General features: G+C 45.7%; 23 protein-coding genes and 1 tRNA gene. 13 read left to right on the forward strand and 11 right to left on the reverse strand.

Annotation, left to right across the window (positions count from 1 at the left end):
- Window positions 1-63 precede the first annotated feature (63 nt).
- Window positions 64-507, reverse strand: a complete 444-nt coding sequence (locus tag C9J01_RS00305; RefSeq protein ID WP_107297366.1) for a GrdX family protein — start codon at window positions 505-507, stop codon at window positions 64-66.
- A 345-nt stretch (window positions 508-852) separates the two neighbouring features.
- Here C9J01_RS00305 and C9J01_RS00310 point away from each other — a divergent pair.
- The 3 genes from C9J01_RS00310 to selB all read left to right on the forward strand — a co-directional run bounded on the left by C9J01_RS00310 (window position 853) and on the right by selB (window position 4,318).
- Window positions 853-944, forward strand: a tRNA-Sec gene (locus tag C9J01_RS00310).
- Window positions 945-1,154: 210 nt separating this feature from the next.
- Window positions 1,155-2,522 (forward strand): L-seryl-tRNA(Sec) selenium transferase, encoded by a 1,368-nt coding sequence (selA, locus tag C9J01_RS00315; protein WP_107296120.1) that lies wholly within the window; start codon window positions 1,155-1,157, stop codon window positions 2,520-2,522.
- Window positions 2,519-4,318, forward strand: coding sequence for a selenocysteine-specific translation elongation factor (selB, locus tag C9J01_RS00320; protein WP_107296121.1), 1,800 nt, complete (start codon window positions 2,519-2,521; stop codon window positions 4,316-4,318). The genes selA and selB overlap by 4 nt, the downstream gene beginning before the upstream one ends.
- Window positions 4,319-4,419: 101 nt before the next feature.
- On the opposite strand, the gene C9J01_RS00325 is transcribed toward selB, so the two are convergent.
- Window positions 4,420-5,115: a pirin family protein gene (locus tag C9J01_RS00325; RefSeq protein WP_107296122.1), complete on the reverse strand. Its 696-nt coding sequence runs from the start codon at window positions 5,113-5,115 to the stop codon at window positions 4,420-4,422.
- Between the two features lie 163 nt (window positions 5,116-5,278).
- Here C9J01_RS00325 and C9J01_RS00330 point away from each other — a divergent pair, with 163 nt between their 5' ends.
- The 3 genes from C9J01_RS00330 to C9J01_RS00340 all read left to right on the forward strand — a co-directional run bounded on the left by C9J01_RS00330 (window position 5,279) and on the right by C9J01_RS00340 (window position 7,452).
- Complete coding sequence (locus tag C9J01_RS00330) at window positions 5,279-6,178, forward strand: LysR family transcriptional regulator (RefSeq protein WP_107296123.1); 900 nt, start codon at window positions 5,279-5,281, stop codon at window positions 6,176-6,178.
- A gap of 88 nt (window positions 6,179-6,266) precedes the next feature.
- Window positions 6,267-7,106, forward strand: coding sequence for a histidinol-phosphatase (locus C9J01_RS00335; RefSeq protein ID WP_107296124.1), 840 nt, complete (start codon window positions 6,267-6,269; stop codon window positions 7,104-7,106).
- Between the two features lie 88 nt (window positions 7,107-7,194).
- Window positions 7,195-7,452 (forward strand): HP1242/YdcH family protein, encoded by a 258-nt coding sequence (locus tag C9J01_RS00340; RefSeq protein WP_107296125.1) that lies wholly within the window; start codon window positions 7,195-7,197, stop codon window positions 7,450-7,452.
- Between the two features lie 77 nt (window positions 7,453-7,529).
- On the opposite strand, the gene C9J01_RS00345 is transcribed toward C9J01_RS00340, so the two are convergent.
- The gene (locus C9J01_RS00345; protein WP_107296126.1) at window positions 7,530-9,278 is read right to left on the reverse strand and encodes an SgrR family transcriptional regulator; all 1,749 of its coding nucleotides are present in this window, start codon (window positions 9,276-9,278) and stop codon (window positions 7,530-7,532) included.
- Between the two features lie 240 nt (window positions 9,279-9,518).
- Between C9J01_RS00345 and C9J01_RS00350 the strand changes: the two genes are divergently transcribed.
- A complete protein-coding gene (locus C9J01_RS00350) occupies window positions 9,519-10,907 on the forward strand; it encodes a glycoside hydrolase family 1 protein (RefSeq protein ID WP_107296127.1) in 1,389 nt (462 codons plus the stop codon).
- Window positions 10,908-10,971: 64 nt separating this feature from the next.
- Here the strand turns inward: C9J01_RS00350 and C9J01_RS00355 are convergent, their stop codons facing one another.
- A complete protein-coding gene (locus tag C9J01_RS00355) occupies window positions 10,972-12,384 on the reverse strand; it encodes an endonuclease/exonuclease/phosphatase family protein (protein WP_336596054.1) in 1,413 nt (470 codons plus the stop codon).
- A 949-nt stretch (window positions 12,385-13,333) separates the two neighbouring features.
- Between C9J01_RS00355 and C9J01_RS00360 the strand changes: the two genes are divergently transcribed.
- Window positions 13,334-15,049, forward strand: coding sequence for an NAD-dependent malic enzyme (locus C9J01_RS00360; protein ID WP_107296129.1), 1,716 nt, complete (start codon window positions 13,334-13,336; stop codon window positions 15,047-15,049).
- A gap of 326 nt (window positions 15,050-15,375) precedes the next feature.
- On the opposite strand, the gene C9J01_RS00365 is transcribed toward C9J01_RS00360, so the two are convergent.
- Window positions 15,376-15,711: a DUF3392 domain-containing protein gene (locus C9J01_RS00365; protein ID WP_107296130.1), complete on the reverse strand. Its 336-nt coding sequence runs from the start codon at window positions 15,709-15,711 to the stop codon at window positions 15,376-15,378.
- Window positions 15,712-15,889: 178 nt separating this feature from the next.
- Between C9J01_RS00365 and arfB the strand changes: the two genes are divergently transcribed.
- From arfB to C9J01_RS00380, 3 genes are all read left to right on the forward strand, one after another.
- A complete protein-coding gene (arfB, locus tag C9J01_RS00370) occupies window positions 15,890-16,303 on the forward strand; it encodes an alternative ribosome rescue aminoacyl-tRNA hydrolase ArfB (RefSeq protein ID WP_107296131.1) in 414 nt (137 codons plus the stop codon).
- Between the two features lie 88 nt (window positions 16,304-16,391).
- Complete coding sequence (locus tag C9J01_RS00375) at window positions 16,392-16,841, forward strand: hypothetical protein (protein WP_107296132.1); 450 nt, start codon at window positions 16,392-16,394, stop codon at window positions 16,839-16,841.
- A gap of 127 nt (window positions 16,842-16,968) precedes the next feature.
- The gene (locus C9J01_RS00380; protein WP_107296133.1) at window positions 16,969-17,862 is read left to right on the forward strand and encodes an aspartoacylase; all 894 of its coding nucleotides are present in this window, start codon (window positions 16,969-16,971) and stop codon (window positions 17,860-17,862) included.
- 195 nt (window positions 17,863-18,057) lie between these two features.
- Here the strand turns inward: C9J01_RS00380 and dcuC are convergent, their stop codons facing one another.
- Both dcuC and iadA read right to left on the reverse strand, forming a co-directional pair.
- On the reverse strand, window positions 18,058-19,521 hold the full coding sequence (gene dcuC, locus C9J01_RS00385; protein ID WP_107296134.1) for a C4-dicarboxylate transporter DcuC: 1,464 nt from the start codon (window positions 19,519-19,521) through the stop codon (window positions 18,058-18,060).
- Window positions 19,522-19,532: 11 nt separating this feature from the next.
- Window positions 19,533-20,669, reverse strand: coding sequence for a beta-aspartyl-peptidase (iadA, locus tag C9J01_RS00390; RefSeq protein WP_107296135.1), 1,137 nt, complete (start codon window positions 20,667-20,669; stop codon window positions 19,533-19,535).
- 207 nt (window positions 20,670-20,876) lie between these two features.
- On the opposite strand from iadA, the gene C9J01_RS00395 reads away from it, so the two are divergent.
- Window positions 20,877-21,791, forward strand: a complete 915-nt coding sequence (locus C9J01_RS00395) for a LysR substrate-binding domain-containing protein (RefSeq protein ID WP_107296136.1) — start codon at window positions 20,877-20,879, stop codon at window positions 21,789-21,791.
- A 307-nt stretch (window positions 21,792-22,098) separates the two neighbouring features.
- Window positions 22,099-22,896, forward strand: coding sequence for a PAS domain-containing protein (locus tag C9J01_RS00400; RefSeq protein WP_107296137.1), 798 nt, complete (start codon window positions 22,099-22,101; stop codon window positions 22,894-22,896).
- A 128-nt stretch (window positions 22,897-23,024) separates the two neighbouring features.
- Here the strand turns inward: C9J01_RS00400 and C9J01_RS00405 are convergent, their stop codons facing one another.
- The 4 genes from C9J01_RS00405 to C9J01_RS00420 form a co-directional block, all read right to left on the reverse strand.
- Complete coding sequence (locus tag C9J01_RS00405) at window positions 23,025-23,339, reverse strand: DOPA 4,5-dioxygenase family protein (protein ID WP_107296138.1); 315 nt, start codon at window positions 23,337-23,339, stop codon at window positions 23,025-23,027.
- Between the two features lie 83 nt (window positions 23,340-23,422).
- A complete protein-coding gene (locus C9J01_RS00410) occupies window positions 23,423-24,178 on the reverse strand; it encodes a glutamine amidotransferase-related protein (RefSeq protein ID WP_107296139.1) in 756 nt (251 codons plus the stop codon).
- Window positions 24,179-24,199: 21 nt separating this feature from the next.
- Window positions 24,200-25,363 (reverse strand): iron-containing alcohol dehydrogenase, encoded by a 1,164-nt coding sequence (locus C9J01_RS00415; RefSeq protein ID WP_107296140.1) that lies wholly within the window; start codon window positions 25,361-25,363, stop codon window positions 24,200-24,202.
- 3 nt (window positions 25,364-25,366) lie between these two features.
- The gene (locus tag C9J01_RS00420) at window positions 25,367-26,836 is read right to left on the reverse strand and encodes an aldehyde dehydrogenase family protein (RefSeq protein ID WP_237156824.1); all 1,470 of its coding nucleotides are present in this window, start codon (window positions 26,834-26,836) and stop codon (window positions 25,367-25,369) included.
- Between the last annotated feature and the right edge of the window lie 3 nt (window positions 26,837-26,839).

A 26,839-nucleotide genomic window follows, 5' to 3' on the forward strand; every position in this document is an offset into this window, starting at 1 on the left:
AGAAGGGGGGATGTAGAGAGGCTGCACTGTTCTGGAGGCAACCTCTAAAAATGTTGTGTAGGGTTAAACGACAGCAGCTTGGTAATCAGCAAATCGAATCCCCATTGCACTTAAGCTTGATTTGATCAGTTGCAGGTCGATGAACTGGAAGTCACGGTTTTGCTTCTCTGGGAACAGGCGATGAATGTCTGCGGCAGTTAACGTCATATGATCCGGGTTGGGTTGACACAGGATTTGGTAGCGTTCGATGGCCTGCTCAATGGTATTGAGCGAATCCATGTCGAGTCCCTCTTGCTGGTTGAGCAGTACAATGCTCCGGTAAGGTGTTTCGTGTGGTTTAACGCTACCCGCCAAAGGGTGGGAGACAAGCCGCGCCCCAAGATGGATTTTGTCACGGGTTAAAGTCAGTACATCCAGAATATGATCACGATGTGTGATAGTGACGTGGTTTGATAAGGTCGCAAGGCTCAAGTTGTTGCTGATAATTTCTAATCTGTCGTATCTCACGTTCTTGTCCATTATAGTTTTAATATCCCGCCGTATTATAGTTTTATTTCCAACGCACAAATTTGATCTTACTAGTTATTTTATCGAAAAAGTGAGTGTTCAAAGAAATCTAATAGTTCAGATAAGTTAGATTATGGATGATGTTAATTTGCTGTGATTTTTCTGTATTTGAAACTGATAAAAGCGCAGAAAGCAAAATTATATTGAATTGAAATAATGTTAACTGACGCACAGTTGAATACATTTGGTTGCATAATGTTTTCACTTTGCCTGTAAGTTCACATAATGATTGTTTTTTGCTTTAACTTAATGATTATTATAGTTATATTTGCCTCATCGAAACGCGGAAGTGGATGGGGTCTGGTGGCCCTCCCGGTCTTCAAAACCGACGTGAGCTGAATAGGCTTTGGCAGGTTCGATTCCTGCTCCTTCCGCCAACTCATTTCTAAACATTCGGAAATTATAAAAAATCGAATTTTCGTTTGTTTTATTCAGGGGTGAAAAATGACGGCGGCATTTTAATACCACTGATTCTATATCAAGTCTTCTTTTATTATTGTCCCTGACTTTTTCAAAGCCTTACTTAATTCATAGCTGTTAGAATATTGATTTTGACAGTTTTATTTTTAAACTTATGGGGCTTTATCATGGCAATAAGCACCTTATCGTCAATTCCACAAATTGAAAAAATCCTCCAGCAAGCTTTTCTGGCACCTTTCATTGAGCGTTTAAGCCGTCCTATGGTGGCTGACGCGGTTCGTGAGCAAGTCTCCATCTATAAGAAGCAGCACTTGCAAGATCCAGACAATCATCCTTTCTCGCTCGAGCAGTTATACCACAACATAGAGCAGGCCTGTTGGTTGATGAACCAGCAGCGGTTGCAGCGGGTAATCAATGGTACTGGGGTTATTGTTCATACCAACTTGGGCCGTTCGCCGATTAATGCCGAGCTTTGGCAGCAGGTTACCGAGGTAAACACCCATTACAGCAACCTTGAAATCGATTTGAGCACGGGTAAGCGGGGCAAGCGTAAGGGGCTCCTCCAGCAACTGATGCAATACCTTGTTAAGGGCGAAAACACACTAGTTGTAAATAACAATGCGTCCTCAATCTACTTGCTGCTACACGAGTTAGCCAAAGGTAAGGAAGTGATCGTTTCTCGTGGCGAGCAAATCCAGATCGGTGGCGGCTTTAGAATTCCAGATATCTTGGCCTTGTCAGGTGCAAAGCTGGTGGAGGTGGGGACAACCAACATTACGACTACACAAGACTATCTCGATGCTATCACTGAAGAGACGGCCTTGGTTTTGATTGTCCATACCTCAAACTTCAAGATCCGGGGTTTTACAGAATCTCCTGATATCAAAGAGCTGGCAAAGGCCCTGCCAGAACATGTCATCCTGGCCGTTGACCAAGGTTCCGGTACAACGACCGAGCAGATGCCCGATGAACCAACCGTAGCCAGTTACATCGATTCAGGGGCTGACTTGGTTTGTTATTCCGGGGACAAAATACTTGGCGGGCCTCAGGCAGGTATGATTTCGGGTAAAGACGCCCTCATAAAGCAGCTTGAGAAAAACCCGATGATGAGGGCTTTTCGCCCCAGCCGGATTGTTTACTCCCTGCTTGAAGAACTGGTCGTGAGAAAGCTAAACCAGCAATTAGAAGGCAAAGGGGTTGCCGAAAGCAAAAGCACGGCAGAACTGACCCTGCTAGAGCAAAGGGCCAAAGAACTTGTCTTAGGCTTCAATGGTTTGCTGACAGTAGTCCCGTCAGAAATGACGGTTGGGGGAGGATCGCTGCCTGATCAGGATGATCCCTCATGGTCAGTTCAGATCAACCCTAGCCAACCCGCTTTCCAGCGTTCCCCGGAAAAGTTACTGGCCGTAATGAGGCAATGGCCACTTCCGGTGATCGGGGTGATCAAGCGCGACAAGGTTCAGCTCAATATGGCAACAATAGAAGCCACTGAAATTCCATACTTGCGAAGCCAATTAGCGGAGGTGTTGCGATGAGTTATGTTGTTGGCACTGCAGGCCATGTTGATCACGGTAAATCGGCGTTGATCAAAGCATTGACCGGGATAGACACTGCCCATTTACCGCAAGAGAAAAAGCGGGGGATGACGATTGATTTGGGTTTCGCCTATTTCAAGCACCAGAACGGTGAACCGGTAGGGGTGATCGACGTACCTGGACACGAGCGCTTCATCCGCAACATGGTTGCCGGGGTATGGAGCCTCGATATGGTGTTGTTTGTGGTGGCGGCCGATGAGGGCTGGATGCAGATGTCGACCGATCACCTCAAGGTGATTGCCTCTATGGGTATTGAGAATGTTACCTTGGTGATCACCAAATCTGATTTGGTCGATGATGAGATGCTGGCACTGGTTGAAGAGGAATCACTTGAGCAATTTCTCGATATCGCAGGCTTTATTCCAGACTCTGTAACGGTGTCTGCCCATAAAGGAGAAGGGATTGATGGCCTGCGACATCATATCTGCAATAAGCTTGATGGCAGCGTAGATGACGAAAGGGAAGACAACGAGCGTCACGGCCACTTATATATTGACCGTGTGTTTACGGTAAATGGCGTCGGTACCACGGTGACGGGGAGCCTATGCGGTGGCGAATTTGCTGTCGGCCAAAAGCTTTACATGCAGCCTAGCGGACGTGAGGTGCAGGTGAAAAGTCTGCAGTCTTACCATCAGAATATCGAGTTGGCCAAGCCGGTTTCCCGTGTGGCTATTGGTTTGAAGGGTATCAAGAAGAAAGAGGTTGAGCGCGGCTTTTGCCTTACCAGCCGTAAAGGAGCGTCTTTTGTCACCGATGAACTGATTGTCCGTCTTGATAGCCAATTGTTTGAAAATAAGTGCCGAAATAACAGCGAAGTGGAAGTGGCCTTTGGTACGTTCAATACACTGGCCAAAATATTTGTTTTCAAAGGCACTAACATTGCCAGATTGCGCCTGAAAGAGCCTGCGAGTTGCTTTTGGAATCAACGTGCTTTGTTGATCCAACATGGTGGTAGCCGAATTCTCAATTGCGGGGCTATTGTTTGGTCGGGAGCGGTAGCCAAAAGCTATCGTAACAAACTCTACGATCTTCTGATGGCGATGCCGGAGCGTCCTGCGTGGGAAGACTATGTCACTATCAATATGTCTCTCTATGGCTTTGCCAAACGTGGGGAGCAAGCACTTGATGAGTCAGGGTATAAGGTGTGTGGCGAGTGGCTGTTTACCGAGGAGTGTTTCAACCAAACCTACCAGCAGGTAGAGGCGGTGTTGAAGCAGGGCCAAATTGATTTATCGGCTATTGAACTGAGCGGCAAAGTGCAAATGGATGCATCTCCTCTTACTGCTGTTCTCGATTTATTTGTCGTAGAAGGTAAGCTGCGCAAGAGCAACGAACATTATTCTCTTGGCTGCGGTCAAAATGAGGCGCAGCTTTCTCCGACGGCGAAGAAGATCCTCGAGCATATGGAGCAGGCCGGTAAACAAGGTTATGAAGCGGATAAAGAGAAAATTCCCGGGGCTCAGAAGGAGCTGAGGAACCTCGTCAGGTTAGGCTTTGCCGTACCGATGGAAGGCAAGATTTACTACCTTGCCTCTCTCTATGAGGAGTTGGTGCACGACTTGCTGCAGGGATATTCTGAAGGGGAGCGGTTTGCCATTTCTGAAGCCAGGGAACGTACTGGTTTATCCCGAAAATATATGATCCCATTGCTAAACCGTATGGAAGCTGATGGCTGGATCAAACGGGTCGAAAACGATAGGCAAGTACTCAAAGCTTTTGAGACAGAGTGCGCATAGCTTAGTGGATAAACCTCCAGAGGTGTATCAAAGCCTATGCTCTGGGTGAGCATAGGCTTTTTTGGGGGCTTTTACTTACCTTCCCCATTTACCTCAGCGTCCTATGGCAAGTCAAACAAAAGTGCCGTGACAGGCTCTTGCTTGTCATTTGCCATTGATATCTTGGTTAGTTGTTCAACCTTTGCACCGTCTCCTGCTTCAAGCTCAGTATTTCCGACTGTTAGTTTTCCGCTGACTTGGTGAAGATAGATATTCCTGCCATTTGTTACTTCAAAATCAATCTGCTGTCCAGGTTGTAGAATTAATTGGTATAGGGATGCATCTTGTTTTATTTGCAGTGTCCCTTTTTCGCCATTGGGAGTTGCAATGGGTGTTAAGCCATTCTGTTTACCAAAATCTTTCTGCTGGTAGCCAGGCTTATTGCCAAATACATTTGGCTGGATCCAGATTTGCAGAAATCGCAGATCTTGGCCTGCTGAAGCATTATATTCGCTATGGTAAATCCCTCGGCCTGCCGACATCAGTTGGAATTCACCGGCAGGGAGCGTTTGGATATTCCCCTCGCTATCTTTGTGCTCAATACTGCCTTCCAACACATAGCTGATGATTTCCATATCTTTATGGCCATGGGTATCGAATCCTGCGCCGGGTTTGACGACATCATCATTGATAACCCTAAGTGCAGAGAAACCCATATGCTGTGGGTCGTAGTAACTGCCGAAAGAGAAGGTATGGTGACTGTCGAGCCAGCCGAAGTTGGCTTGTCCACGATCTTGCGCCTTACGTACTGTGAGCATTTCCTTTCCTCCACCTACTATATTCAAATTAATTCAATTCTGGACTAAGCAATCCAATAGCTTGTCAGTCGTTGTTGAATCAAATTTTAGGCGTGCTAGATTGAAAGGAAAATCGGAATGATTTGAATCTTAACTTCAAAAATTTTGAATAAAGGGTGTGGCAATGCAACAGGCAATCACTATAGATGCTCTCAGGGCGTTGGATGCGATAGACAAGAAGGGCAGTTTTGCTGCTGCCGCAGAGTCTCTGTTCAAAGTCCCCTCGGCACTGACCTATACCATCAAGAAGCTGGAAGAGGATATGGGCGTAGCATTGTTTGATAGGACTAAACAGCGGGCCAAATTGACACCGGCCGGCCAGCTTGTTCTGGAACATGGACGGGAAATCCTTTTGGCTACCAACAGGTTGGTGGACTCTGTCCAGCAATTGGAGTCCGGTTGGGAGAGCGAAATTCGAATCGCAAGGGATACCGTAATATCGGAATCTGTCCTCTTTGAACAGGTCGGAGAGTTTACCCAACTAGACCATAACGTGGATGTTTCCCTTGGCGTGGAAGTGCTCGGTGGTGGCTGGGATGCTCTTCATAGCGGGCGGGCTGACATTGTGATTGGTGCTACAGGGGAGTTGCCCAAAGGCCTTTTTCAAACTCACAATATCGGCAGTTTGTCATTTGTGTTCGCCGTTGCGCCACATCATCCTTTGGCGCACGTTGAAGGTGTATTGGAAGCAGATAGGATTGCCCAATATCCTGCCGTTGTCGTATCAGATACTTCCCAGCTGCTTCCTGTTCGCGATAGCGGTCAGTTTAATAGCAAGCAAGTGATCAGAGTGAATTCGATGGCTTCCAAGTTGCGGGCACAACTAAACGGCTTGGGTGTGGGCTTTCTCCCTGAGCACATGGCAAGGCCCTATCTGGATACTGGTGAGTTAGTGGCAAAGCTGTGCGAAATTCCAAGGCCGGATCAGGATGTATATATTGCCTGGCATAAAGGGCAGGAAGGAAAAGCATTGGAGTGGTTTATCGAACGGCTATGCAACGTCGATTGGCAATTGAATAGATAAGAATATTCACCACTTTATTTGTGTGTATTTATCTGGCGAAGTCGATAATATACAAGTTCATAGTGTTTTGTAGCCAGGGAGGCTCACGATGTTGCTTACCAACTTTCATACTCATTGCCATTACTGTGATGGTAAGGGCTCACCACTTGATATGGTTGAACAGGCAAAGCAACTCAACTTCAAGGCTATCGGTTTTAGCTCCCATGCCCCCCTGCCTTTTGAAAATGATTTCTGCATGCAACAGGAAAACCTTGACGCATATGTCGAAGAGATCAATGCACTTAAAGCGGATACTGATATCGAGGTCTATTTAGGGCTGGAGGTTGATTATATTCGCGGCCTTCTCTCACCGAGAGATACCAAGTGGGATGCGCTGGGCCTTGACTACAAAATAGGTTCGGTTCATACACTGGCAGCGCCAGACGAGCGTTATCCGATGCTAAGTGTCGATGGTCCCCATGATGAGTTCAAGACTTTGCTGAACGAGGTTTATCAGGGCAGCGCCCGAGATATGATTGAAACCTATTTCCGGAGAGTCGGCCAACTATGCGGGGAAGGGGGCTTTGATATTCTTGGTCATTACGATCTGGTCAAAAAGCATAATAAGGCACTCAAGTTTTTTGACGAAGACTCCCATTGGTATAGGGAGGTGGCGATATCAACCTTGGATGACGTTGCTAAATCTGGTGTTATTTTGGAAGTGAATTACGGTGGTATGCTGCGCGGTGCAACCGATGATGTCTATCCTTCCCCTTGGTTGCTCAAACAAGCAAAAGCGAGAAATATCCCCATTCAAATTAATGCCGATGCCCACGCACCATACCATTTGGGCGTCCACCACCAACGCTGCCGTGAAATTCTTTTGCAAGCCGGCTACCGACAGCAGAGAGTCCTGCTTGGGGGGCAGTGGCAAGATGTGGCGTTATAGCTGATTTTCCAGAGGGATGTCTATGGCACAGTTTTCCCAATAAGGTGGCTCTATACTAGGTGATGAGCCAATTATTGAGGGATTGCCGATGCTAAATGAGAACCACGCGTTTATTTTAGATTTTCCAGAACTCAAACTAGATATAGTTCAACTGAACCACGATGACCCAAGGTTCAAAGCCGAACTGCAGCGCTACCATGAACTTGATTACGATATCCGCCAGTTGGAGATATCAGGTAGCCCGATTGATGACACCAGCATGCATGAATTGAAACAGCAGCGCATGGTGTTGAAAGATAAGCTTTATAAGCAACTAACCCAGCACCATGATCAGGCTGGAAGTTAAGGTGTCTGTTTTTTTGCACTAATCAGATAAAAGGCGAGCAATTTGGCTCGCCTGTTCATTTGCTATCTTCTTGAACACTACTCATCCGTCCAAACATTTTTGAAGTCAGGCCAAGACCAGTCGGTCATTGTTACTCCCTGCAACACACCTCGCCAACGCAAGGTCTGCCTGTGATGAAACAGTGGCGTTAGCCAATTTTCATACTGCATTGTTGTCCCGATAGATTCGAGTTTATTCAGATAACCACCCACATCGCAGTTTTGGCGGATATCGCCTAACTGCTCATTGAGCCAGCACTTGGCCTCGCTTGATAGGCCGTGGTGCAGGATAGGGTTAGAGCAAAACCATCGAAAGACCGATACCGGCAGGTTGTCATCCACATTTAAGCTGGCTATCACGATTGCTTCTTCCAACACGCCTTGTTCAGCCTGCTGGTGCAGTTCGGAGAAAGGGTAGACATTGACCTGACTGGCGATGCCCATTTGGTTTAATTTTGCGCAGAGTGCATTGGCACAATCAAGGATCACCAGATGATCATAGGCCGCTATATCTAGCCTGTCTGGAAGTGGTGTTTGTTCCATTTCTTGCGGTTGAACCTTGGTCCAGCCCGGCAGCAAACTGTTTGCAGGCTCTGAGGCTAGCAGCAATTCAGATAAACCCTCTCGAGCGAGGATCAAGCTAGGGGAAAATAGCTTACTTAGGTATTTTCTTTGTGCGAAGCTGAGGGGGTGCGGTTTAGAATTCATATTGAACAATAAATAGATACAGCCATTTTCGATACGCGACTGTGAGCTGTTTGCCTCTGCATCATTAGTTTTTAATAGGTGTGCAGGGTGTTCTATGGGGGCGTTTGAACTATCTTGACCACTGCGGCTAAATTGGATCCGCTCGCTTGGGGTTTGGTCAAACTGCCAGATAGTCACTGTATCGGTCAGCGAACGAAGTGAGAAGTAATGCTCAAATGCCTGCAGGCGAAGCCGTTTGTCTGATTGCTCTATTACCTGAAAGGGGCCGCAGCCATCAATGCTATCGCTCTGGTTATTGGCTAGCTGTAGCGGTGGCTGAATGGAATAACGCAGATCTGACAGCAAGCCGGCAAACCCTAAATCAGGCGAGTCTAGCTCAAAGGTGACACATTGATGGCTGGCTGAGGTTTTTACCAGATGTGATAGTTCTTGCCGGTATTCTGGCAAGCTTTTTAGTTGGTTAAACAGTTCGCTGATCAGGGGGGCATCAATAGGTCTGGTTGAGTGGAACCGGAGTTGAGGCCGGATATAGAACCGCCACACCGTAGCGTCTTCATTGTGCTGCCAATGATGAGCCAATTGTGGATGGATTTGTCCAGTTTCGTCGCAGGATGTCAGGCACGCATAGACTTGGCGAACCAAAAAACGCTCGCTATTGCGAAGCGGTTTGTGCGGCAGTAAATGGCTGAAAATACGTTGGTAAGTCAGTTGGATATGTAGCTGGCCTTCACGCAGCGTTGCTCCAGAGGTTTGCTGAAGCAAGGCAGCGAATTGGTTTTGGTCCCCATTGACCAGTTCAAGCGCCTTTTTATATTGCCCACCCTCGATCATTCGCTTGGCAAGCTGTTGCTGTAGCTCCATAAGTGAAAAGCGAAGGTGTAAAATAGAGCGTTGATTTCTTCCCACTTTGGGGGTCCAGCTCAACCATCCTCTCTCTTGTAGCTGTTGCAGAAGTGTCCTGCTATGACGGGGCGTGGTGCAGAGCACCTCTGCGATTTCGGCCAATGAGGTAAAGTTATCCTGTTTGGCTTCGAAGGAAAGCAAACGGGAGTAGTACTGGAATGCTCTGTGGTCTTTCATCAATCACTCTTAATATCAGGAACTCGTTCCTTATTTATTTTCCTTATTTTAAGGGAGGTGGCGGTCATTGGCGAGAGACTTGCTGATTGTGACTTATTTGAGGAAGAATTTAACTGAAAACGCGCTCTATTTCTTTTCCTTATATTGAAAGATACTAGCTCTATATTCAGTTTGTTGTGCCTGGCGTCAGTCGTGGGTATTTGAACATTATGACTCAATAGGGTCTCAATAGGGGTAACGATGAATCAGTTTCCGAAAGAATTCTTGTGGGGTGGGGCAATTGCTGCCAACCAGGTTGAAGGTGCTTACAATCTTGATGGCAAAGGGTTGTCGACGTCTGACATGCTGCCATCTGGTATATTGAGTCCTCACCAAACCCGTGAGGAGCGGACGGCTGGTATCAAGGACGTAGCAATTGATTTTTACCACCGCTACCCAGAAGATATTTCTTTGTTCAAGGAGATGGGGTTCAATTGCCTTCGGTTGTCTATTGCCTGGAGTAGGATTTTTCCTAATGGTGATGAGCTAGAGCCGAATGAAGCGGGACTGGCTTATTATGATCGTATTTTTGACGAGCTAGCCAAGCACGACATCACTCCATTCGTGACGCTCTCCCATTACGAAATGCCTTACGCGCTGGTGGAAAATTATGGCGGATGGGCTGATCGCAAATTGATTGAATTTTTCGAGCGCTACGTTACAGCCGTCTTCGAACGCTATAAAGACAAAGTAAAGTTGTGGCTGACATTCAATGAAATCAATATGTCATTGCACGCGCCTTTTACTGGAGTGGGGTTGCAGGAAGATGCCAGTGAGCAGGCTATTTACCAGGCGATACACCACCAGTTAGTGGCCAATGCAAAAGCGGTAAAGTTGTGCCAGCGAATTATTCCGGATGGCAAAATCGGCAATATGCTGCTTGGCGCGATTAACTATCCGTATACCTGTAACCCGGATGATGTCCTTGCAGCGATGCAAGAGAACAACAAGTGGCTGTTCTTTGGTGATGTGCAAACCCGTGGTAAATACCCGGGATACATGCTGCGTTACTTCCGCGAAAATAATATTGAGATAGCAATGGCAGACGGCGACTTGGAAGCTATAGCTAGTGCATCAGTCGATTTTATTTCATTTAGTTATTATGCCAGTGGTTGCGCCAGTGCTGATCCTAAACAGAAAGAAGTCGGCAATATTGTTGATAGCGTACCAAACCCGTATTTGGAGAAAAGCCAGTGGGGATGGTTAATAGATCCGAAAGGGCTACGGATCCTGTTGAACTTCTTGTATGACCGTTACCAGAAGCCGTTGTTTATTGTGGAAAATGGCTTGGGTGCGCGTGATGAAATTGATGAGAACGGTGAGATCCAAGACGACTACCGTATTCAGTATCTCAATGATCATTTGGTGCAGGCGAGAGAAGCCTTACTGGATGGCGTTGAACTGATGGGTTTCACCAGTTGGGGGCCTATCGATTTGGTCGCTAACTCAACCGCTGAAATGAGCAAGCGTTATGGCTTTATCTATGTTGAACGCCATGATAACGGCACCGGTTCCCTGGAGCGCAAGCGCAAGAAGAGTTTCAGTTGGTATCAGGAAGTGATCAACACTCAGGGACGTTCGTTAAAGTAAGTCGTAAATATTATTCAGTAAATCAAAGCCTCACCCTATGGTGAGGCTTTGTCTATTTGGGGGATTATTTAGACAAATCCAAATCTACCCATACCATGCGGTGGTCAGAAGACACAGACTTGCTGTGAGGGTAATCCTTGTTGAGTGATTCATCGAACACCAGGTGGTAACCGTCTTGACCTTCAACTGGCCAGAATACGCCGGAACCTTTCACTTCTAATGTTGCGGAAGGAATCACGTAATCTAAGCGCAGACCACTAGTGCTAGTAATGTTTAGTGGATGAGGGGTATTCACGTTGTCCTGCTTACAAACTTTGCTATCCAGGCAATAACGGCCGCCAAGGCTCTGAGGCGAATAGTCACCAATTGTCGCTCGTGTATTTACCAATGAGCTATTAAGAAGATTTCCAATAACTTCTTGATCACCGTCTCCCATTTCATGATCAGCGTTTAGATCGCCTGCAATCACAAAGTTGCTGCCAGCCGCTAGACCACCTGTATGGCCTTGGTCATCGTAGAAGTAGGTTTCTGAAGCAATATAGTCATTCCAGAACTTCAACTCGGCACGGTTGCGCTGCGTGTTATGTTTAGCTGCGTTGTCGAAAATCGGTGGGGCAGGGTGTGAGACCAAGAAGTGAACCACTTCTTTTTCACCATTAGCTTTCGGAATGATGACAGGAATATCGGCGTGGTTTTTCGAAGAAACTGGGAATTGATCCCAAGCCATATCGGAGTACCAATTATCGCCGACTTTTTTACCTTCAGGACAGATATTAATTTTGTTGTTATCTTTATCTAGTCCTTCGCAAGTGGCAATCTTAATGTTGTCTGTCTTCGCGTTCCCTTTACCGTCAGGCATGTCCTTCCATTTGAAGTGCTGGAAAGTACGTACATTGGCTTCATCGATCTCGAATTGAGAGAATACAGCAAAGGCGTATTGGCCATGGTAGTCACCAAAGCCCCATGCATCGTCACCAGCACGGCCTTCGATGTCGGCAATGCTGTCAGAGTTGTCTAGGTCGAAACCACTTTGCAGACCAGTATTGGTTGCTACGTTTTTCTTGTAAGCAAAGAAGATTGGTGTTTCGTCTTTTTGTGAGTACGCCAAATAGTTATCTTGGAAACCATTTAGTGCACGCATATCCTCGCCTTTACCATCGTTGTTGAACTCGGCTAGGACAAAGGCATTCGGGCGAACACGTTGGATTATTTCTGCAACATTACGAATTTGGATGACTTTTTTTGCTTTTTCGAGATCATCACCAGTTAGTGCGTTTTTATTGAAATCACGGACGAGTTGATTTTGTTCTTTGTTAGTTAGCGACATCTCTGACACTAAGTCTTCGTATGACGCTCTATCAAAAGAAAGATTGAAAGTGGCGAATCGAGCTTCAGTGTATGTCTGTACAGTGTCATCACTGTTACAGCCTGATAGAGCAGTTAGCGCAATAGAAGCCGCAATGAAAGTCTTCTTCATAGTCATTGTATTTGTTGTCGTTCAGAGCCAAATGAGTGACAAAGGCTAAAGAAACTTTTTGCTTGCATCTGTTGGGTTTCAGTTTTTTGTGAGCAGTTTCAAATGTTTTTTATGAGTATGATTGAAATACAATCAAGTCAATAAAAAAGTAACCGATTGTCTGTCTAAAAACCGAGCAAGAAACCGTTTGCTTGCTGAATTCTGCAATCCATGATCTTTATCAGTTCTGGTGACATATTTTTGACTTTACAAAATAAAACGTACTGCGTACCATTTGGGGCGTTAAAGCGAAGTAGAGCAACATGCCATTGATGAATGTTAGGCTTGGATAAACTAGGCAAGAAAGTGCCATTAGCCAGTGTGAAATATTCAAGAGTATAAAAATTGGGATGTGGGTTCCAAATAGCTCAACCTTACATAACGCAGACATTAAATTTACATTTCCCTGAAGAATGGTATCAGGGTTGTGACATATTAAATATCGATTTATCTGAAAGAAAATCTACTGGTTGCTTGTATGTGTGATTATTGCAATGGGCGTCTTGTTCAAGTACGCAGAAATTGGATTCAAAAGTTGAAATTTAAGTCAATATGGAAATGTGTTGATTGTGGTAAGGAGAAAAGGCTATGAAAGATCAGAAGTTGGTTCGTAAAATTGTAAAGTCTAAGTCTATGAGTATATTAGCAAAAGCTAGAAGTAAGCACATGGTAAAAAAAACATAAAATGAGTTTATATTCATTTTTATGTGCTCTATGTAAGACATAAAAAATGCCTCACAGCTGCTTTGGTAATTAGGATTATTCTTCTTGTTGCCATATCTGAATGCTCATTTAATACAAGCCTCCAACTGTCACATTTTTTATTGTGTATAAGTATTACAATTCATTGACTTTCTATTAAATAGAAAGTCAATGAATAACAATGATAATAATGTGAACGGAGGATCAAATGACGATAGGAAAATACCTACGTTGGAAGGATGAAAACGGCAATGAATTTAGACCCGTATCATTGACGGGGACAGAGTTGCTAAACGATCGTACCTTGAATAAAAGCACGGCATTCTCATATGAGGAAAGGGAGGCTTTTCAATTAGACGGATTGCTTCCTCCTCGGGTACAGACGTTTGAAGATCAATTGAACCGGGTCTATGACGGTTTCAGGAATGCTTCAACGGATATAGAAAAGTACCTTTTCCTGCGTGCTCTTCAAGATAGAAACGAAACCTTGTTCTATGCGCTGCTTTCCAGACACATAGAAGAAATGACCCCCATTATCTATACCCCAACCGTAGGTAAGGCTTGTCAGGAATTTAGCCATCGCTACCAAAAAGCGCGTGGTCTGTATATTACCGAAGACAACGTCGATAACATGGACGAGTTAGCCCGCCACTTCACTGGAAAAGATATCAAAATTATCGTGGTGACCGATAGCCAAGGCATTCTTGGGCTGGGTGACCAAGGGGTTGGTGGTATGGGTATTCCCATTGGGAAACTGTCTTTATATACCTTGGGAGCTGGTATTCACCCTGCCCATTGCTTGCCGATAGCGTTGGACATCGGTACTGATAACCAAGACTTGCTTGATGATCCAATGTATTTGGGCGTGCCCCAGCGGCGTTTGAGAGGCGAAGATTACAAAGCCTTTATCAAAAAGTTTGTGCATCAGGTTAAACGCAATTTCCCCAAAGCGGTTCTTCAATGGGAAGACTTCAGCAAATCTAACGCCTTCGACAATCTCAATGACTATGAGGAATTCCTACCCTCTTTCAATGATGATATACAAGGTACGGGCTCGGTGGTGCTTGCTGGTATTCTTGGCGCAGCCAAAATAAAGGGCGAATCATTAGCTGAGCAGAACTATGTTGTTTATGGCGCGGGTGCTGGTGGGGTAGGTGTTGCCGACCAAATCTTTGCTGGGCTACTCAAAGAAGGTTGTTCGCATGCCACTGCCCGGGACAGAATCTTTATTCTTGATTCGCAAGGTTTGGTATTTGATGACCGTGAAGGCTTGGATGAGTATAAGAAGCGTTATGCCAAACCAAGAGCTCTCGCAGCAGGATGGTCGGTGACAGAAGATGGCAAAGTATCGCTGACGGAATTGATTGATAACTATCCTGTTACTGTCTTGCTTGGTACAAGCGGTATTGGTGGTGCATTCAAGGAAGGGCATATCCAGAAAATGATGGAATATACCAAGCGCCCTATGATATTCCCGTTATCCAATCCAACCGCAAACTGCGAGGCCTTGCCGGAAGATATCTATCGTTGGAGTGATGGCCAAGCAATTGTGGCGACTGGTAGCCCGTTTGGTGATGTGGCTTACAACGGGCATTCATTCCGCATTGGACAAGGTAATAATGTCTTTATCTTCCCAGGTGTTGGCTTGGCGGCAATTGTGTCACAAACCCGTAAGGTTACATTGGATATGTTCACTACAGCATCCTATGCGCTGGCTGAGATGGTCTCCGATGAAGATTTGCAAGCCGGTTGCGTGTATCCGCGAATTAGTAAGTTGAAGCAAGTCTCTTTGCATGTTGCGACGCGCATTCTCGATGATATGAAAGCTAAGGACCCTAACTGCGATTTGGCAGGAAAAGATATTAGCCATGAACTGGCTGAGCATATTTGGGAGCCGATTTACTTACCATACCGCCGAGTCTAACTCTCGCTTAACATTGCCCGGCTTAAGCCGGGCTTTTTACATTTCATGCCATTGATTTAGCATTTTGGGCCACTTTTCCATAAGCCGATCTGTATCTTAACAGTTTCTGAACCTTCAGGGTTAAGATGTTGTTAAAGCTTGATTTACCTAATATCTCAAGCGAGTGGCAGCTCAGGAGGTTCGTATGCTTACGTCGTGCTTTCTATCAAAACTAAAGCAATTACTTGTAATCTCATTTCTAGCCGTTTCAGGTGTCGGTTTATGGTTAATGATGATGTACCACATCTTCAGAATGGCGGCATAATGGCTATGGTGTCACAGGCTAGTTAAACTTGTTGGCGGTGGCGTTGTGCCCATATACCAATAATAATGAACATTGAGATCACAACAGAGATAAGCCAGTGGTTAGCTAGCTGGCTTAGTTGTTTTGATAAAAAGGGTGCGGTGGTAACGATAAATAAACCGTAGCCAAAGGCATTAATCAGAATAAAAATCATCGTCCTGATGATAAAGTTGGTGCCAATAAGCTGCTTTCTCATAAAACGGTTAATATCAGCAGCAAACATAACGAGAACACAAGTAATAGCTGCTGTTGATATGTCATCGATCCACGGTCTAATCCAATTTCCGACATCCGCAATCAATGAAGTGATCATTTCCATAGGTTTCTATCCAGATGTTCGCCTATTAACCTTAAAGGTATTTGACGACTCTCAAAATGTTGAAGGTATATAGGCTAAAGACGACCAGCAACTAGTCAGGATTAAGTGAATCATGGCCTAATACAAAAAAGCCAAGGGCAGGTATACTGTCCATAGAATCCATATAGATTGATATTTTATGATAGAGATTTCCAACTCAGTTCAATTAGGTGATTGGGAAGTTGAACTGACGCCTATTCGTGCCCAAGGTGCGGGTGGGCAAAATGTGAACAAAGTCTCCTCTGCGATCCATCTTCGCTTTGATATCCCTCGCTCATCATTACCGCCGTTTTATAAAGAAAGGTTGCTAGCATTATCTGATAGCCGCATCTCCAAAGAGGGGGTTATTATCATAAAAGCCCAGCAATACCGAACCCAAGAGCAAAACCGTGAAGATGCGTTGGAGAGGTTGGTCGCTTTGATTAAGTCTGCGGTGGTGCAGCAAAAGAAACGGAGGCCAACCAAGCCGACGCGGTCATCGCAGAAAAAGCGGATGGATAAAAAAACTCAGCGGGGTCAGACCAAAGTCATGCGTGGCAAGGTTAAGTTTTGACTTGTATTGCAAAATCAATGTTTAACACTAATGTTGTCATATAATTAGCGTTACATTGGAAAGCTTACGTTGTTCTATGGAGATAGGGATGTCTGATCTGAAAACCCAAAAATTACTGCAGTTGTTTTATCGAGAATCGGAGCGGGTGAGACTGCTGGAATTGGGTAAGCTCCCAGCCCCAGATGGCAAAGAGCAGGATGAACTGCAAGTTTGGCTGACAGGTAAGCGCGACTTTTCCCTGTCTGAGCTCACTCAGCAGCATTGGATTAAAACATGTACCGCAGGCTACACCACCGAGTTGGTGCTTCACCCCAATGGCAGCTTAGATGAGTTCACTTTGTTCCGGCGTCAGAAGACGACAGGTGAGTGGCAGTTAGTCAATGGGATGCTTGAGTTGATCATTTACAAAGATGACAACCGCTACACAAGTACGGTTGTGGCTAATCAGGGAAGCAGTGTTCACTCTGCGATTGAGTACAAAAATGATCAGTTACATGCTTATTTGAAGTTGGCACAAACACGACCTCAAGTGGGTTGATTGGGTATTTATTGGCTTGACCAGTGTTTTGCAGGCAACTAAATATGCATTTTTTCTGGAAAAGTACCCGCTAAGCTGGTATCAGTGAATCTAAGAAAGTTTTTGATTAATGCGAGTCTGATTCGAGATGACAGGGACGAAAAAATTGAACAAAGTCGCCATTGTTGGCGGTACCCACGGTAATGAATTTAGCGGCATTTACTTGCTACGTAAATGGCGTGAAACACCGCAGTTGGTTGAGCGAGACAGTCTTACGGTTGAAACCGTCTTCGCAAACCCTAAGGCGTTTGAAGAGAACAAGCGCTATTTAGATTGTGATATGAACCGTCAGTTTGGCCAAGATGAGCTTAACAACCCTGAGTTGGCGAATTACGAGCAAAGCCGAGCGAAAGCGATCAACGCCCAGCTAGGCCCTAAAGGGAACGCCAAAACCGATTTTATTATCGATCTGCACAACACGACCAGCAATATGGGGCCATCGCTTATCTTGCTGCAGACAGATGCGTTCAATCGCCAGTTGGGCGCTTACGTTTCAGCAAAAATGCCTAATGCGGTTATCGTTCTGGAAGATCATGTTGCTGTTCATGAGCACTGCTTCTTGAGTTCAATTACCGAACAGGGCGTAATCGTTGAAGTTGGGCCTCAGCCTCAGTCTGTGATCCGCCAAGATGTCTTGGACTGGATGGAAGAGATGACTGGCCATATCCTTGATTTTGTCGATCTGCATAATCGTAATGCATTGCCGGATCTCCCTGCGAGCTACGACGCGTTCAAATACCACGAAACGTTGAAGCTGCCAGAAAATGCTCAGGGAGAGCGTATAGGCATGGTCCACCGAAATGTGCAAGATGCTGATTTCAAAGTGCTACGCCATGGCGATCCCATCTTTACCCTGTTTGATGGTCAGGAAATCTGTTGGGATGGGGACTACGAGGCCTATCCACACTTCATTAATGAAGCCGCTTACTACGACAACAACCTCGCGATGTCGCTAGCTAAAAAGGTTACTGTTACGGTCTAATTTGAAGGGCGCATTAACCTTCTGAAAAATAGAGCTTTGTATCAACATGGAAGAGGACACCTTGGGTGCTCCTCTTTTTTGTAGGCTTAACCCACTCAAAATGAGAAAAAAGCCGTAGCAATGTGTTACGGCTTTTTAGTTTGAGTAATGCGCTGGTCTTGTTGTTTGAATAATAAAGTTTAGAGAACCGCTACCTCATACTTGAGGGCTTAATTTTTGTTTGGACCGTGCTTTCATTACTGTGATACCGCCAATAGCCAGCGCAATTGCACCGACGAGGAAGGGTAGCAACTCCATAATTTGTCCACTGCGAGTAAAGGTAATCACTAGCATGATCAACCATCCGCTGATCATCGGAATCAGGGTACGCCGAACAATATCAAATGGGGATAAGCCGGAGATACCCGCTACGGCAATGATGACGCCTGCAATAGGTGAAATCGTACGCCCAAATCCCGCAGATAGTTGGATTGGCAGGATCATGTCTGCCACATTGGTACCAATCTTGTCGGCAATTTGCGGCACCATTGGTGCAAAAGAGAAGAAGGCGGCGTTACCCGATCCCATCAATGCGGAAATGGTGAAAGTGAGTATTGCCATGAACAGTACAATCACGCTAGCGGCAAACCCTGCTCCACTGGCTAAGTTGAGTAGAGCATCAACAGCACCAATTGATTTTAGGCCCATGGCGAAGGTTTGACCGGCAATGATGAGTGTAACCACAGTTGCAAAGACTTTCCCCATGTCATTAAACACGCCCTGTAGTTTTTCGAAAACCACTTGGGCTTTACGGTGACGCAAGTACTCACAACTCAAACTAATGAAGATGCTCAATAGAATCGCTGTAGCCATGCCGACGTTTATGGTTCCAACGCCCATTTTGCTAAAGGTCAACATGAAGAAGAGTGGGAGCATAGGCAGCAAGATGTAATACAGTGGGGTATCAGTACCGTCATCCATTGTTTGGGTGCCGATCTCAGTATTATTCGTATCTATTCCCTGTTTTTTATCAAAGTAACGCTGGGTGAGGGCATGGATAGCGGCGACAACCACAATCAGGATACTGATCACCGGAAGCTGGTCATTGATGAAGTATTCAGTGATATCTAGCCCTGCAGTTTGCGCTGCCATAATAGAGTTGCCGGAGCCTGGCCCAAATTCAATTGCACAGGTACTTGCCAGTACTGCAGCAACGGCCGCTTTACTACAACCTAGGCGAATGAGCACAGGGTAAAGCGTGGCCATGAGCAGTAAACCAAGACCTGTCGCACTAGAGATAAAGAGCGCAAGGCATTGGCCGAGAATAAACGCCATTGCCAGCATGAGATAAGGGGAGTTCAGCTTCATTAATGGCTTGGACGTTACTTTTACCATCACTTGGCTGGCACCAATCGCTGACATTAACATCGCGAAGCCACCAATTAGCATGATCTTCAGCCCCAGGCCGCCAGCACGATTACTGAAGGTGTTACTGATATATTCGAAAATATCAAACCCGATCCAGCCGGTGGACTTATCTACAAAACTGGCATTGTTGGTAAATATAGCCACGATCATCATGGCAATACCGGTTGTAAATAGGACACCTTGCGGGTTGTAGTTCTTGAGGATAAACCGGCCGGCAATGACTAGCCCTATAAGGGCAATTAACAAACTCATTGTTGTATTCCTTACTCAAAATTTCCTGTTACTTGCATTTCGCCGTGAAGCATCACGGTCTTCCCTTGTGCAATCACGCTATCGAGGCTGAAGTCGTTATGGAAGATACAGAGATCGGCATCTGCTCCGGCTTCCACCCGGCCTTTTTTAATGCCTAGAGAGTCAGCTACATTTGCTGTGACCATTGCAACAGCGAGTTCCGGTGCAATACCCGCATTAATTAACTTTGGCAATATCAGTAAGTTGCTATCGACGTCGGCAGCTGCCATGCCAATGAGAGCGCCGCTTTCATCAAACCTCGGCAAACTACCGTTTCCATCAGAACTGATGGTGATGTGATGAGCTTCGACGCCGGACTCCATTGCGTATTTGATGGCTTGCTCTGGCGGGGTGAAGCGACTGCCGCCAGATGTCACATCGATGTAGCCCCCTTTACGGGCAAAATCTATGGCCTGATTAAATAAGTGCTCGGTGCGAGCGACGTGGGTTGGCGAGAAATGGTGAATAGGTAACCCCATATCAAGTAGCTCATTGACTTGGGCAAATGGGTTCTCGAGGCCACCCATATGGATGTGTAACAGTCCTCGCTTGCCAGATAACATACCTGCGATTCTGATATCAGAGACAATACGGGCAAGCTCTTCGGAGGTTGGGAAAGAACACCTGTGATCGGCAAGGGCAATTTTGACACCGAGGATAGCAGGGATGAAAGTGATGTCATCACGTATCGAACCGGTAATCGTTTTGGTTGGCACTTCATAGGAGCCAGTGTGCATGTAAGCACTGATGCCTTCTTCTCTTAGGGCTGCGGCTTTGGCATATAAATCGCGAGGCGAGCGGGAGATACCGTCTGTACCTAGCACGCCAACGGCTGTTGTAGTACCCGCCTTAATCAGTTTACTCAAAGTGACTTGCGGGGTGCGACTGGCAAACCCGGCTTCGCCACCGCCGCCTGTTAGGTGAAGGTGTTGATCAATGAGGCCAGGAGTCACTATTTTGCCCTGACAGTCGATGGTACTCACATCTTTCAACGCATTAACTTGCATTGAAGGGCTGATTGCCAGTACTTTGCCGTTTGAAATTAGAATATCCGTCCTGCCAATAGGTAACGGGGAATAAAGATCAGCGTTCTTAAGTAGGGTAAACATAGGGTGCTCTTTTGTTTTTGATTGTAAGTACTGTATTTGGGGGCTAACCAAATCAGTTGCTTTGGCAGAAGGTTCTGTTGTCACCAGTCTGGCTGCCACAAAAAAGAGATTAACCTTAATTTTTATAAGTGTATTTTTATTTCTATTGCTGTTTTCGAATGAAACTATTCATTTAGATCATAGCTTGACGTATGGCAGGAAGAGATTATGGATTTCAAATGGTTAGACGACTTTATGAGCCTGAGGGAGTTAGGGAACTTCGGTGCTGCCGCTAAGGCTAGGCATGTTACCCAATCCGCATTTAGCCGCAGAATACAGGCATTAGAGTTGTGGGTGGGTACCCCTTTGTTTGATCGCACCTCTTACCCGATCAACCTAACAGAGAATGGTGAGAAGTTTGTCCCTTATGTGGAAAATTTGCTTGAGCAAATCAAGGTGACCAAAGAAGACTTTGCTCAAGTGGCGTTGAAAACGGATCATACGGTACGTATCGTTAGTTTGCATTCATTCGCGGTCAACTTGTTACCCACGCTTTTTCGAAAGGGGAGTGAGCAGTTCAAAGCTCTCAATTTGGCTATTAACCCCTCGGTTCAAGGAATAGACAATCATTTTCAGGCACTACTGGATGGTTCGAGCGATATTCTTTTTGCGTACAATACACAGGGAATGCGTCCATCATTCTTGATTGAGGATAAAGTGGAAAAGCTACTGGTTTGCCAAGAGGAAATTATCCCTGTTGCATCACCAACATTGCTCGAGCAACACGAATCAGGAGAATCTTACCCGTATTTAGCGTATTCGGAGCATACTTTCCTGCACAATGTCGTTGCCCCTTTAGTCGAGAAAAGCCGATGTCCACTCGAGCAAGTGTTCGAAACGACATTGACGGAGTCCTTAATTAAGATGGCGGTCAATGGGTATGGTGTTGCCTGGGCGCCGCGCCATACTATTGAATCTGAGTTAACGCAAGGTGTGCTGGTGAGGGCGTTTCCAGAAATGACTGAGTTGCTTATTGGCCTTGATATTGTTTGTTACCGGGCTAAAGAATCCCGCCGAGAGTCAATTAGTCAGTTTTGGCAGGGACTCAAGCAAGTTGTTGAGGTAAATAATACTTACAAATGAATAGGCGCAATATATCTGTAAATATGTAAGTGCGTATAGTCATATCATGTAATTAGAGGCTGCAAACGAGCAGCCTTTTTACCCATCGACTTTTTCGTAAACCATCAAATGCTAAATAGCTATCAGGTATCACACTCAGTTAAATTTCCGTGCTGTAATGGATTACATTAAGGGTTTATTTGGGAGTCGCTAAATTTTCTTACAATTAAACAGAGGAAAATATTGATTAGCTATGCTTATTAGGTATTATTATGTCGCTAATTGAATGCATAATTTAATTTGATTTTCGGTCATCTAACAAACAAGAATGAACATAACAGATGAACAGTACCTTTATGCTGTTGGGCTAAAAAACATATCAAGCCCATTTCCATGCGCCGTTTATGATGGCGAGGGTAACTATGCGGCTATAAATCGACCCTATGAAAATATTATGGGTTTACAAAATGAGCAAGTTATTGGGGTAAAAAACTCAGAAGTACAAAGCAATTTCAGTGACTTTGCTGATGTGATTGATGTTCAAAATAAACATGTTTTGGGTACGCAAGATTATCTCTTTTCTTTGAATATCATTAAACTCTCTTCTGGGTGTAAGGCTTACTATGTGTCTAAACGCCCAATCATCAATACGTCCGGTAAAGTCGTTGGTATTGATGTCAGTATGTATAATACGGGCTTCATTTTCACATTATCCTCGGCTTTCAATGATCCAACCATGTATTTCAACCAAGGCCATGAGGTTGATTTTAAAGCATCTAGGTTATGTAAAAGCTTTACCTCGCTACAGGAAACGTATGCTTATTTTATAATGTGTGGGTTTTCCAATGAATTTATCAGTACTGTCTTGGGCAAGTCGATCAAAACGGTTGAGAACAACATGGCTCGGTTGTTTGATAAAGCGCAACTTCGTTATTGTGGCAGTATTAACAGCAGAAGAGCACTGAGAGACTATTTACTGAACAATCGCATCACCAATTTATCACCTGCTGGGATCATGACAAATACGATTAAAACGTTGACTGCGATACCGAGTAATAGCAATCATCGTGATAATTCTGTTTCTGATTTGTCTACCATGTTCAATGATTTTGGTAAGGACATCTAATCGAAGTAGATATTTATATTTCGATTTTTGGGTCATTGATGAGTGACGTAAATAAAGAGCCGTAGCTGATGCTACGGCTTTGTTTTTTCATTGGTTTACCCCTAGGCCACCACTGACCGAGTAAGCACTTAAAGTAATATTTTAGTCTTGATAGGAAGCGCTGCGCCAAGCCAAGCAGCCCTTGTCGTGTGATCGGTTAATGCATCCTCAGAGACAGGGTGGATCAGTACTGATAATTCCCCGCGCTCATTGTCCAACCACTGAACAAAGCTTTGCTTATTATCAGAAAAGTGAACCTCAAACATAGGCTTGCTGTGCGGGCCAACTTCACGGTGAACAAGCGGAAATATACGATTGATGCCTTTATGGTTAGATATTTTTTCGTGTAGCCGTTCGGCTGCTTTGATTTGGTTGGTATCAAAGTAAATATGGGCGTGGTACATGACGGTCTCCAAGAACTCCATGCGTTTATGGAAATCATTGTAAGCCGACAGGCGATAGAGACGAGGCCATTAGGTTGATGGAGTTATTCGGTTTTATTGAAGGTATACTGATCACCGAGCAGTTGGCGGTAGCGAAAGAATTGGATGATCCATTGAGTCACTTTCAGGTGGTCTGTGGGTTGCTCTAGCGATTCCAATGCATTTTGGTACGTCTCTATTGGATAGATGCTTTTTCGTAGCTTCAATAAATCTGCCAGATACTCAGGAGTAAACTCTGGGTGGCCTTGAATACCAAGGAAGTGCTCACCAACGAGCATAATGCTGTTGGGGCAAAAAAGGCTGCTAGCGAGAATCGTTGTGTCTTGCGGTGGGCGGATCACTTGGTCCTGATGGCTGACCAAAAGGGATATATCGGCTGGTGGCTCGGTTAGCCAAGGTGGTTGTAGGTTTGACGGAACATCGATGGTGGCTGAGGCTGCACCTATTCCCCAGCCTTTATCAGACTGCATGACTTCACCGGCAAGTGCTTGGGCAATCATTTGATGCCCAAAGCAAATACCCACCAAAGGTATGTGTTGAAAGTAGAGTTGATGAACAAAGCCCTGAAAGACATTGATCCAGCGGCTTTGCTCATACACGCTGTACCGACTACCACTGGTCAGGTAGCCGTCGCATTCACTAAGCGATTGCGGGTAGTGACCATCAATCACCCGGTAGAATAGCAGCTCAATAGTAGGGTCTACCTGTGCAAATAACTCGGTAAACATCGCTGGGTAGTTGCCATGTTTGGGCTGTAACTCTGGCCTGACATCATCACATAGCAATACACCTAACTTCATATTATTACCTTAAATTTAGATCTATAAATCCAGCTTGCCATCAAGGGCGAAATTAAAGAGCGCCTGATACTGCTCCTGAGATAAATGGATTGGGTTTCCACTTGCAGCCGCATCTTGCATAGATTGAGCAGCTATGGCTTCCTGCTCTTGATTATCGACACCTAACTCAGATAAAGAGTGTGGGATATGGAGTTGTTTTCGCAACTCCAGCACCCAGTCAAGCACGCCATCGAAGCCCTCTTTCTCTAATTCTAGGTAGTGGGAGAGCCGCAGCATTTTCTCGTGCAGATAATGTCGGTTTGCACAGAGTACATAGGGCATTAATACCGCATTCAGTAGCCCATGGTGGAGGTTGTAGCGGGCACCGAGGGTATGGGCTAATGCGTGCATCGCACCGAGCCCTTTCTGGAAAGCTGTTGCTCCCATGGTAGAAGCAATAAGCATTTGGGTTCTGGCTTGAAGGTTGGTCCCGTCAGTGTAGGCGATGGGCAGATAGAGTTTGATTAATCGCATACCTTCAATAGCGATGGCTTCAGCCATGGGGTGGTAGCTTGGCGAGCAGTATGCTTCAAGGTTGTGGGAAAGGGCATCCAAACCCGTTGCGGCGGTGAGGTGGGCAGGAAGATCGACGGTTAGGGTAGGATCTAGGATCACCTGGGCAGGTAGCATCTTCGGATGGAAAATGATGCGCTTGCACTGGTGCTGAGTATCTGTGATAACCGAAGCCCTTCCTACTTCAGACCCAGTACCTGCCGTCGTTGGCAGGGCAATAATGGGAGCGATAAGGCTGGTGTCGGCTTTTGTCCAATTGTCACCAATGTCTTCAAATTGCCATAAAGATTGTTGCTGCCTAGCCACTAAGGCTATGGCTTTTCCTATATCTAATGATGAGCCTCCACCAATGGCAACAATACCGTCATGCCCGCCATCGAGAAAGGTAGCAATACCACTTTCAACCTGCTCTCCGGTAGGGTTACCGGTGAAGCTATCAAAGACTGGTGCTGTTGGGCCAGCACCTTGATATTGAGACAAGATGTATTTTATCGCATTGGTATTGGTTAGTGAGGGATCGATGACGAAGAGCGGTTGCTGGACAGATAAATGTTGGCAAGTCGCGGGAAGCTGAGAGCTGGCATGTTCGCCAACGAGTATTTCGGTGGGGTAATGCCAATGCAGAAGTGTCATGGTCTAGTCCGAAGTATTTGGTGAGCCGTTATTATTGTCATTGCTATGCAGTTTTTTCAGGTGTTTCAGGTGAAATGATTTTGGCCGGGTGAGTGTTTCAAACCCAAGTGTAGATAGAGCATAGCCTTTGCCTGAGTGCTTGATGCCTGTCCAAGCTAATGCTGGGTCGAGGTAATCACAACGGTTAGCGAAAAATGTGCCGGTTTCAATTTGATTGCCGATTGTGATGGCTTGCTGAATGTCTGAAGTGAAAATACTTGCAGTCAGTCCAAATTCGCTATCGTTCATTAACGAAATAGCTTCTTGGTCTGAATAAACTTTTTGAATGGGGATGACAGGACCAAAGGTTTCCTCAGTCATCACTTGCATACTGTGATCCACGTCGGTTAACACCTGTGGGGCAAGGTAAGGGCTCCCCAGTTTACTGTTAGGAAAGCAGGCTTCAGATATATGTGTTTGGGCACCTTTTTGTTTCGCATCGGCGACCTGATGACGGACATAGTCGGCGGCTTTAGTCGATATCAAAGGCCCTAGCGTGGTGTCTTCATCGAGAGGGAAACCTAGCTGGTATTGGTTGACTAACTGAACGGCTTTTTCGACAAACTCGTCATGGACCCGATAGTCGACATACACCCGTTCGATTGCGCAGCATGACTGTCCAGCGTTATAAAGCGCACCATCAACAATGGTTTCTGCAGCTCCACTGATATCGGCATCATGGCGGACATAGGCGGGATCATTGCCTCCAAGCTCAAGTCCTAGGCCATGGAAGTGACCAGCAGCGGCTATCTCAATCAATGCACCACCGGTGACAGAGCCAGTAAAAACGACATGCTGGAGTTGCTCGCTACTGACCAACTCTTCTGTCGCATTATGGCTCATGAATAAATGTTGGAAGACTCCCTGAGGTACCTGGGCCTCGTCAAAGGCTTGTTGGAAGCGTTGCGCGCAGAGTGGGGTATGAGAAGACGGTTTCAAAATCACACTGTTTCCAGCAAGCAATGCAGGGATGATTGAATTGATAGCTGTCAGGTACGGGTAGTTCCAGGGAGATATAACGAGAATTGTCCCGAGGGGTTCCCGGGTTATGTATCGGGTAAAGCCCGATTTTTCCGGTAGCTCAATAGGTGCAAGTGCTTGCTCACAGTGTTTTATCATGTAGCGGGCGCGCTCCTCGACACCTCTTAGTTCACTGCCACTGTGTTTGATAGGGCGGCCCATCATCCAGCTTAATTCGCTAGCGATCATCTCTTTGTGGCTCAAAAGCGCATCAATTGCCCGGTTACAATACGCTTGCCTCTCGGAAAGAGGGGTAAGCTTCCATTCTTTTTGAGCATTATTGGCATTATCAAGCGTCCTTTGAACAGCTTCCGGCGACGCTAACACAATGGTTGCCACGACACTTCCATCAGCAGGTGACAGCGTATTCTGTACAACACCACTTTGGTTTTCTAGGTTGGCAGATTGCTTCAAGTG

Source organism: Photobacterium rosenbergii (assembly GCF_003026455.1).
Classification (GTDB): Bacteria; Pseudomonadota; Gammaproteobacteria; order Enterobacterales; family Vibrionaceae; genus Photobacterium; species Photobacterium rosenbergii.

Bases quoted from the DNA above. Each gene is read 5' to 3' on its own strand.
- selA (WP_107296120.1), top strand. From the start codon at position 1,155: ATGGCAATAAGCACCTTATCGTCAATTCCACAAATTGAAAAAATCCTC.
- selB (WP_107296121.1), top strand. From the start codon at position 2,519: ATGAGTTATGTTGTTGGCACTGCAGGCCATGTTGATCACGGTAAATCG.
- C9J01_RS00325 (WP_107296122.1), bottom strand. From the start codon at position 5,115: ATGCTCACAGTACGTAAGGCGCAAGATCGTGGACAAGCCAACTTCGGC.
- C9J01_RS00330 (WP_107296123.1), top strand. From the start codon at position 5,279: ATGCAACAGGCAATCACTATAGATGCTCTCAGGGCGTTGGATGCGATA.
- C9J01_RS00335 (WP_107296124.1), top strand. From the start codon at position 6,267: ATGTTGCTTACCAACTTTCATACTCATTGCCATTACTGTGATGGTAAG.
- C9J01_RS00340 (WP_107296125.1), top strand. From the start codon at position 7,195: ATGCTAAATGAGAACCACGCGTTTATTTTAGATTTTCCAGAACTCAAA.
- C9J01_RS00345 (WP_107296126.1), bottom strand. From the start codon at position 9,278: ATGAAAGACCACAGAGCATTCCAGTACTACTCCCGTTTGCTTTCCTTC.
- C9J01_RS00350 (WP_107296127.1), top strand. From the start codon at position 9,519: ATGAATCAGTTTCCGAAAGAATTCTTGTGGGGTGGGGCAATTGCTGCC.
- C9J01_RS00355 (WP_336596054.1), bottom strand. From the start codon at position 12,384: ATGAAGAAGACTTTCATTGCGGCTTCTATTGCGCTAACTGCTCTATCA.
- C9J01_RS00360 (WP_107296129.1), top strand. From the start codon at position 13,334: ATGACGATAGGAAAATACCTACGTTGGAAGGATGAAAACGGCAATGAA.
- C9J01_RS00365 (WP_107296130.1), bottom strand. From the start codon at position 15,711: ATGGAAATGATCACTTCATTGATTGCGGATGTCGGAAATTGGATTAGA.
- arfB (WP_107296131.1), top strand. From the start codon at position 15,890: ATGATAGAGATTTCCAACTCAGTTCAATTAGGTGATTGGGAAGTTGAA.
- C9J01_RS00375 (WP_107296132.1), top strand. From the start codon at position 16,392: ATGTCTGATCTGAAAACCCAAAAATTACTGCAGTTGTTTTATCGAGAA.
- C9J01_RS00380 (WP_107296133.1), top strand. From the start codon at position 16,969: ATGACAGGGACGAAAAAATTGAACAAAGTCGCCATTGTTGGCGGTACC.
- dcuC (WP_107296134.1), bottom strand. From the start codon at position 19,521: ATGAGTTTGTTAATTGCCCTTATAGGGCTAGTCATTGCCGGCCGGTTT.
- iadA (WP_107296135.1), bottom strand. From the start codon at position 20,669: ATGTTTACCCTACTTAAGAACGCTGATCTTTATTCCCCGTTACCTATT.
- C9J01_RS00395 (WP_107296136.1), top strand. From the start codon at position 20,877: ATGGATTTCAAATGGTTAGACGACTTTATGAGCCTGAGGGAGTTAGGG.
- C9J01_RS00400 (WP_107296137.1), top strand. From the start codon at position 22,099: ATGAACATAACAGATGAACAGTACCTTTATGCTGTTGGGCTAAAAAAC.
- C9J01_RS00405 (WP_107296138.1), bottom strand. From the start codon at position 23,339: ATGTACCACGCCCATATTTACTTTGATACCAACCAAATCAAAGCAGCC.
- C9J01_RS00410 (WP_107296139.1), bottom strand. From the start codon at position 24,178: ATGAAGTTAGGTGTATTGCTATGTGATGATGTCAGGCCAGAGTTACAG.
- C9J01_RS00415 (WP_107296140.1), bottom strand. From the start codon at position 25,363: ATGACACTTCTGCATTGGCATTACCCCACCGAAATACTCGTTGGCGAA.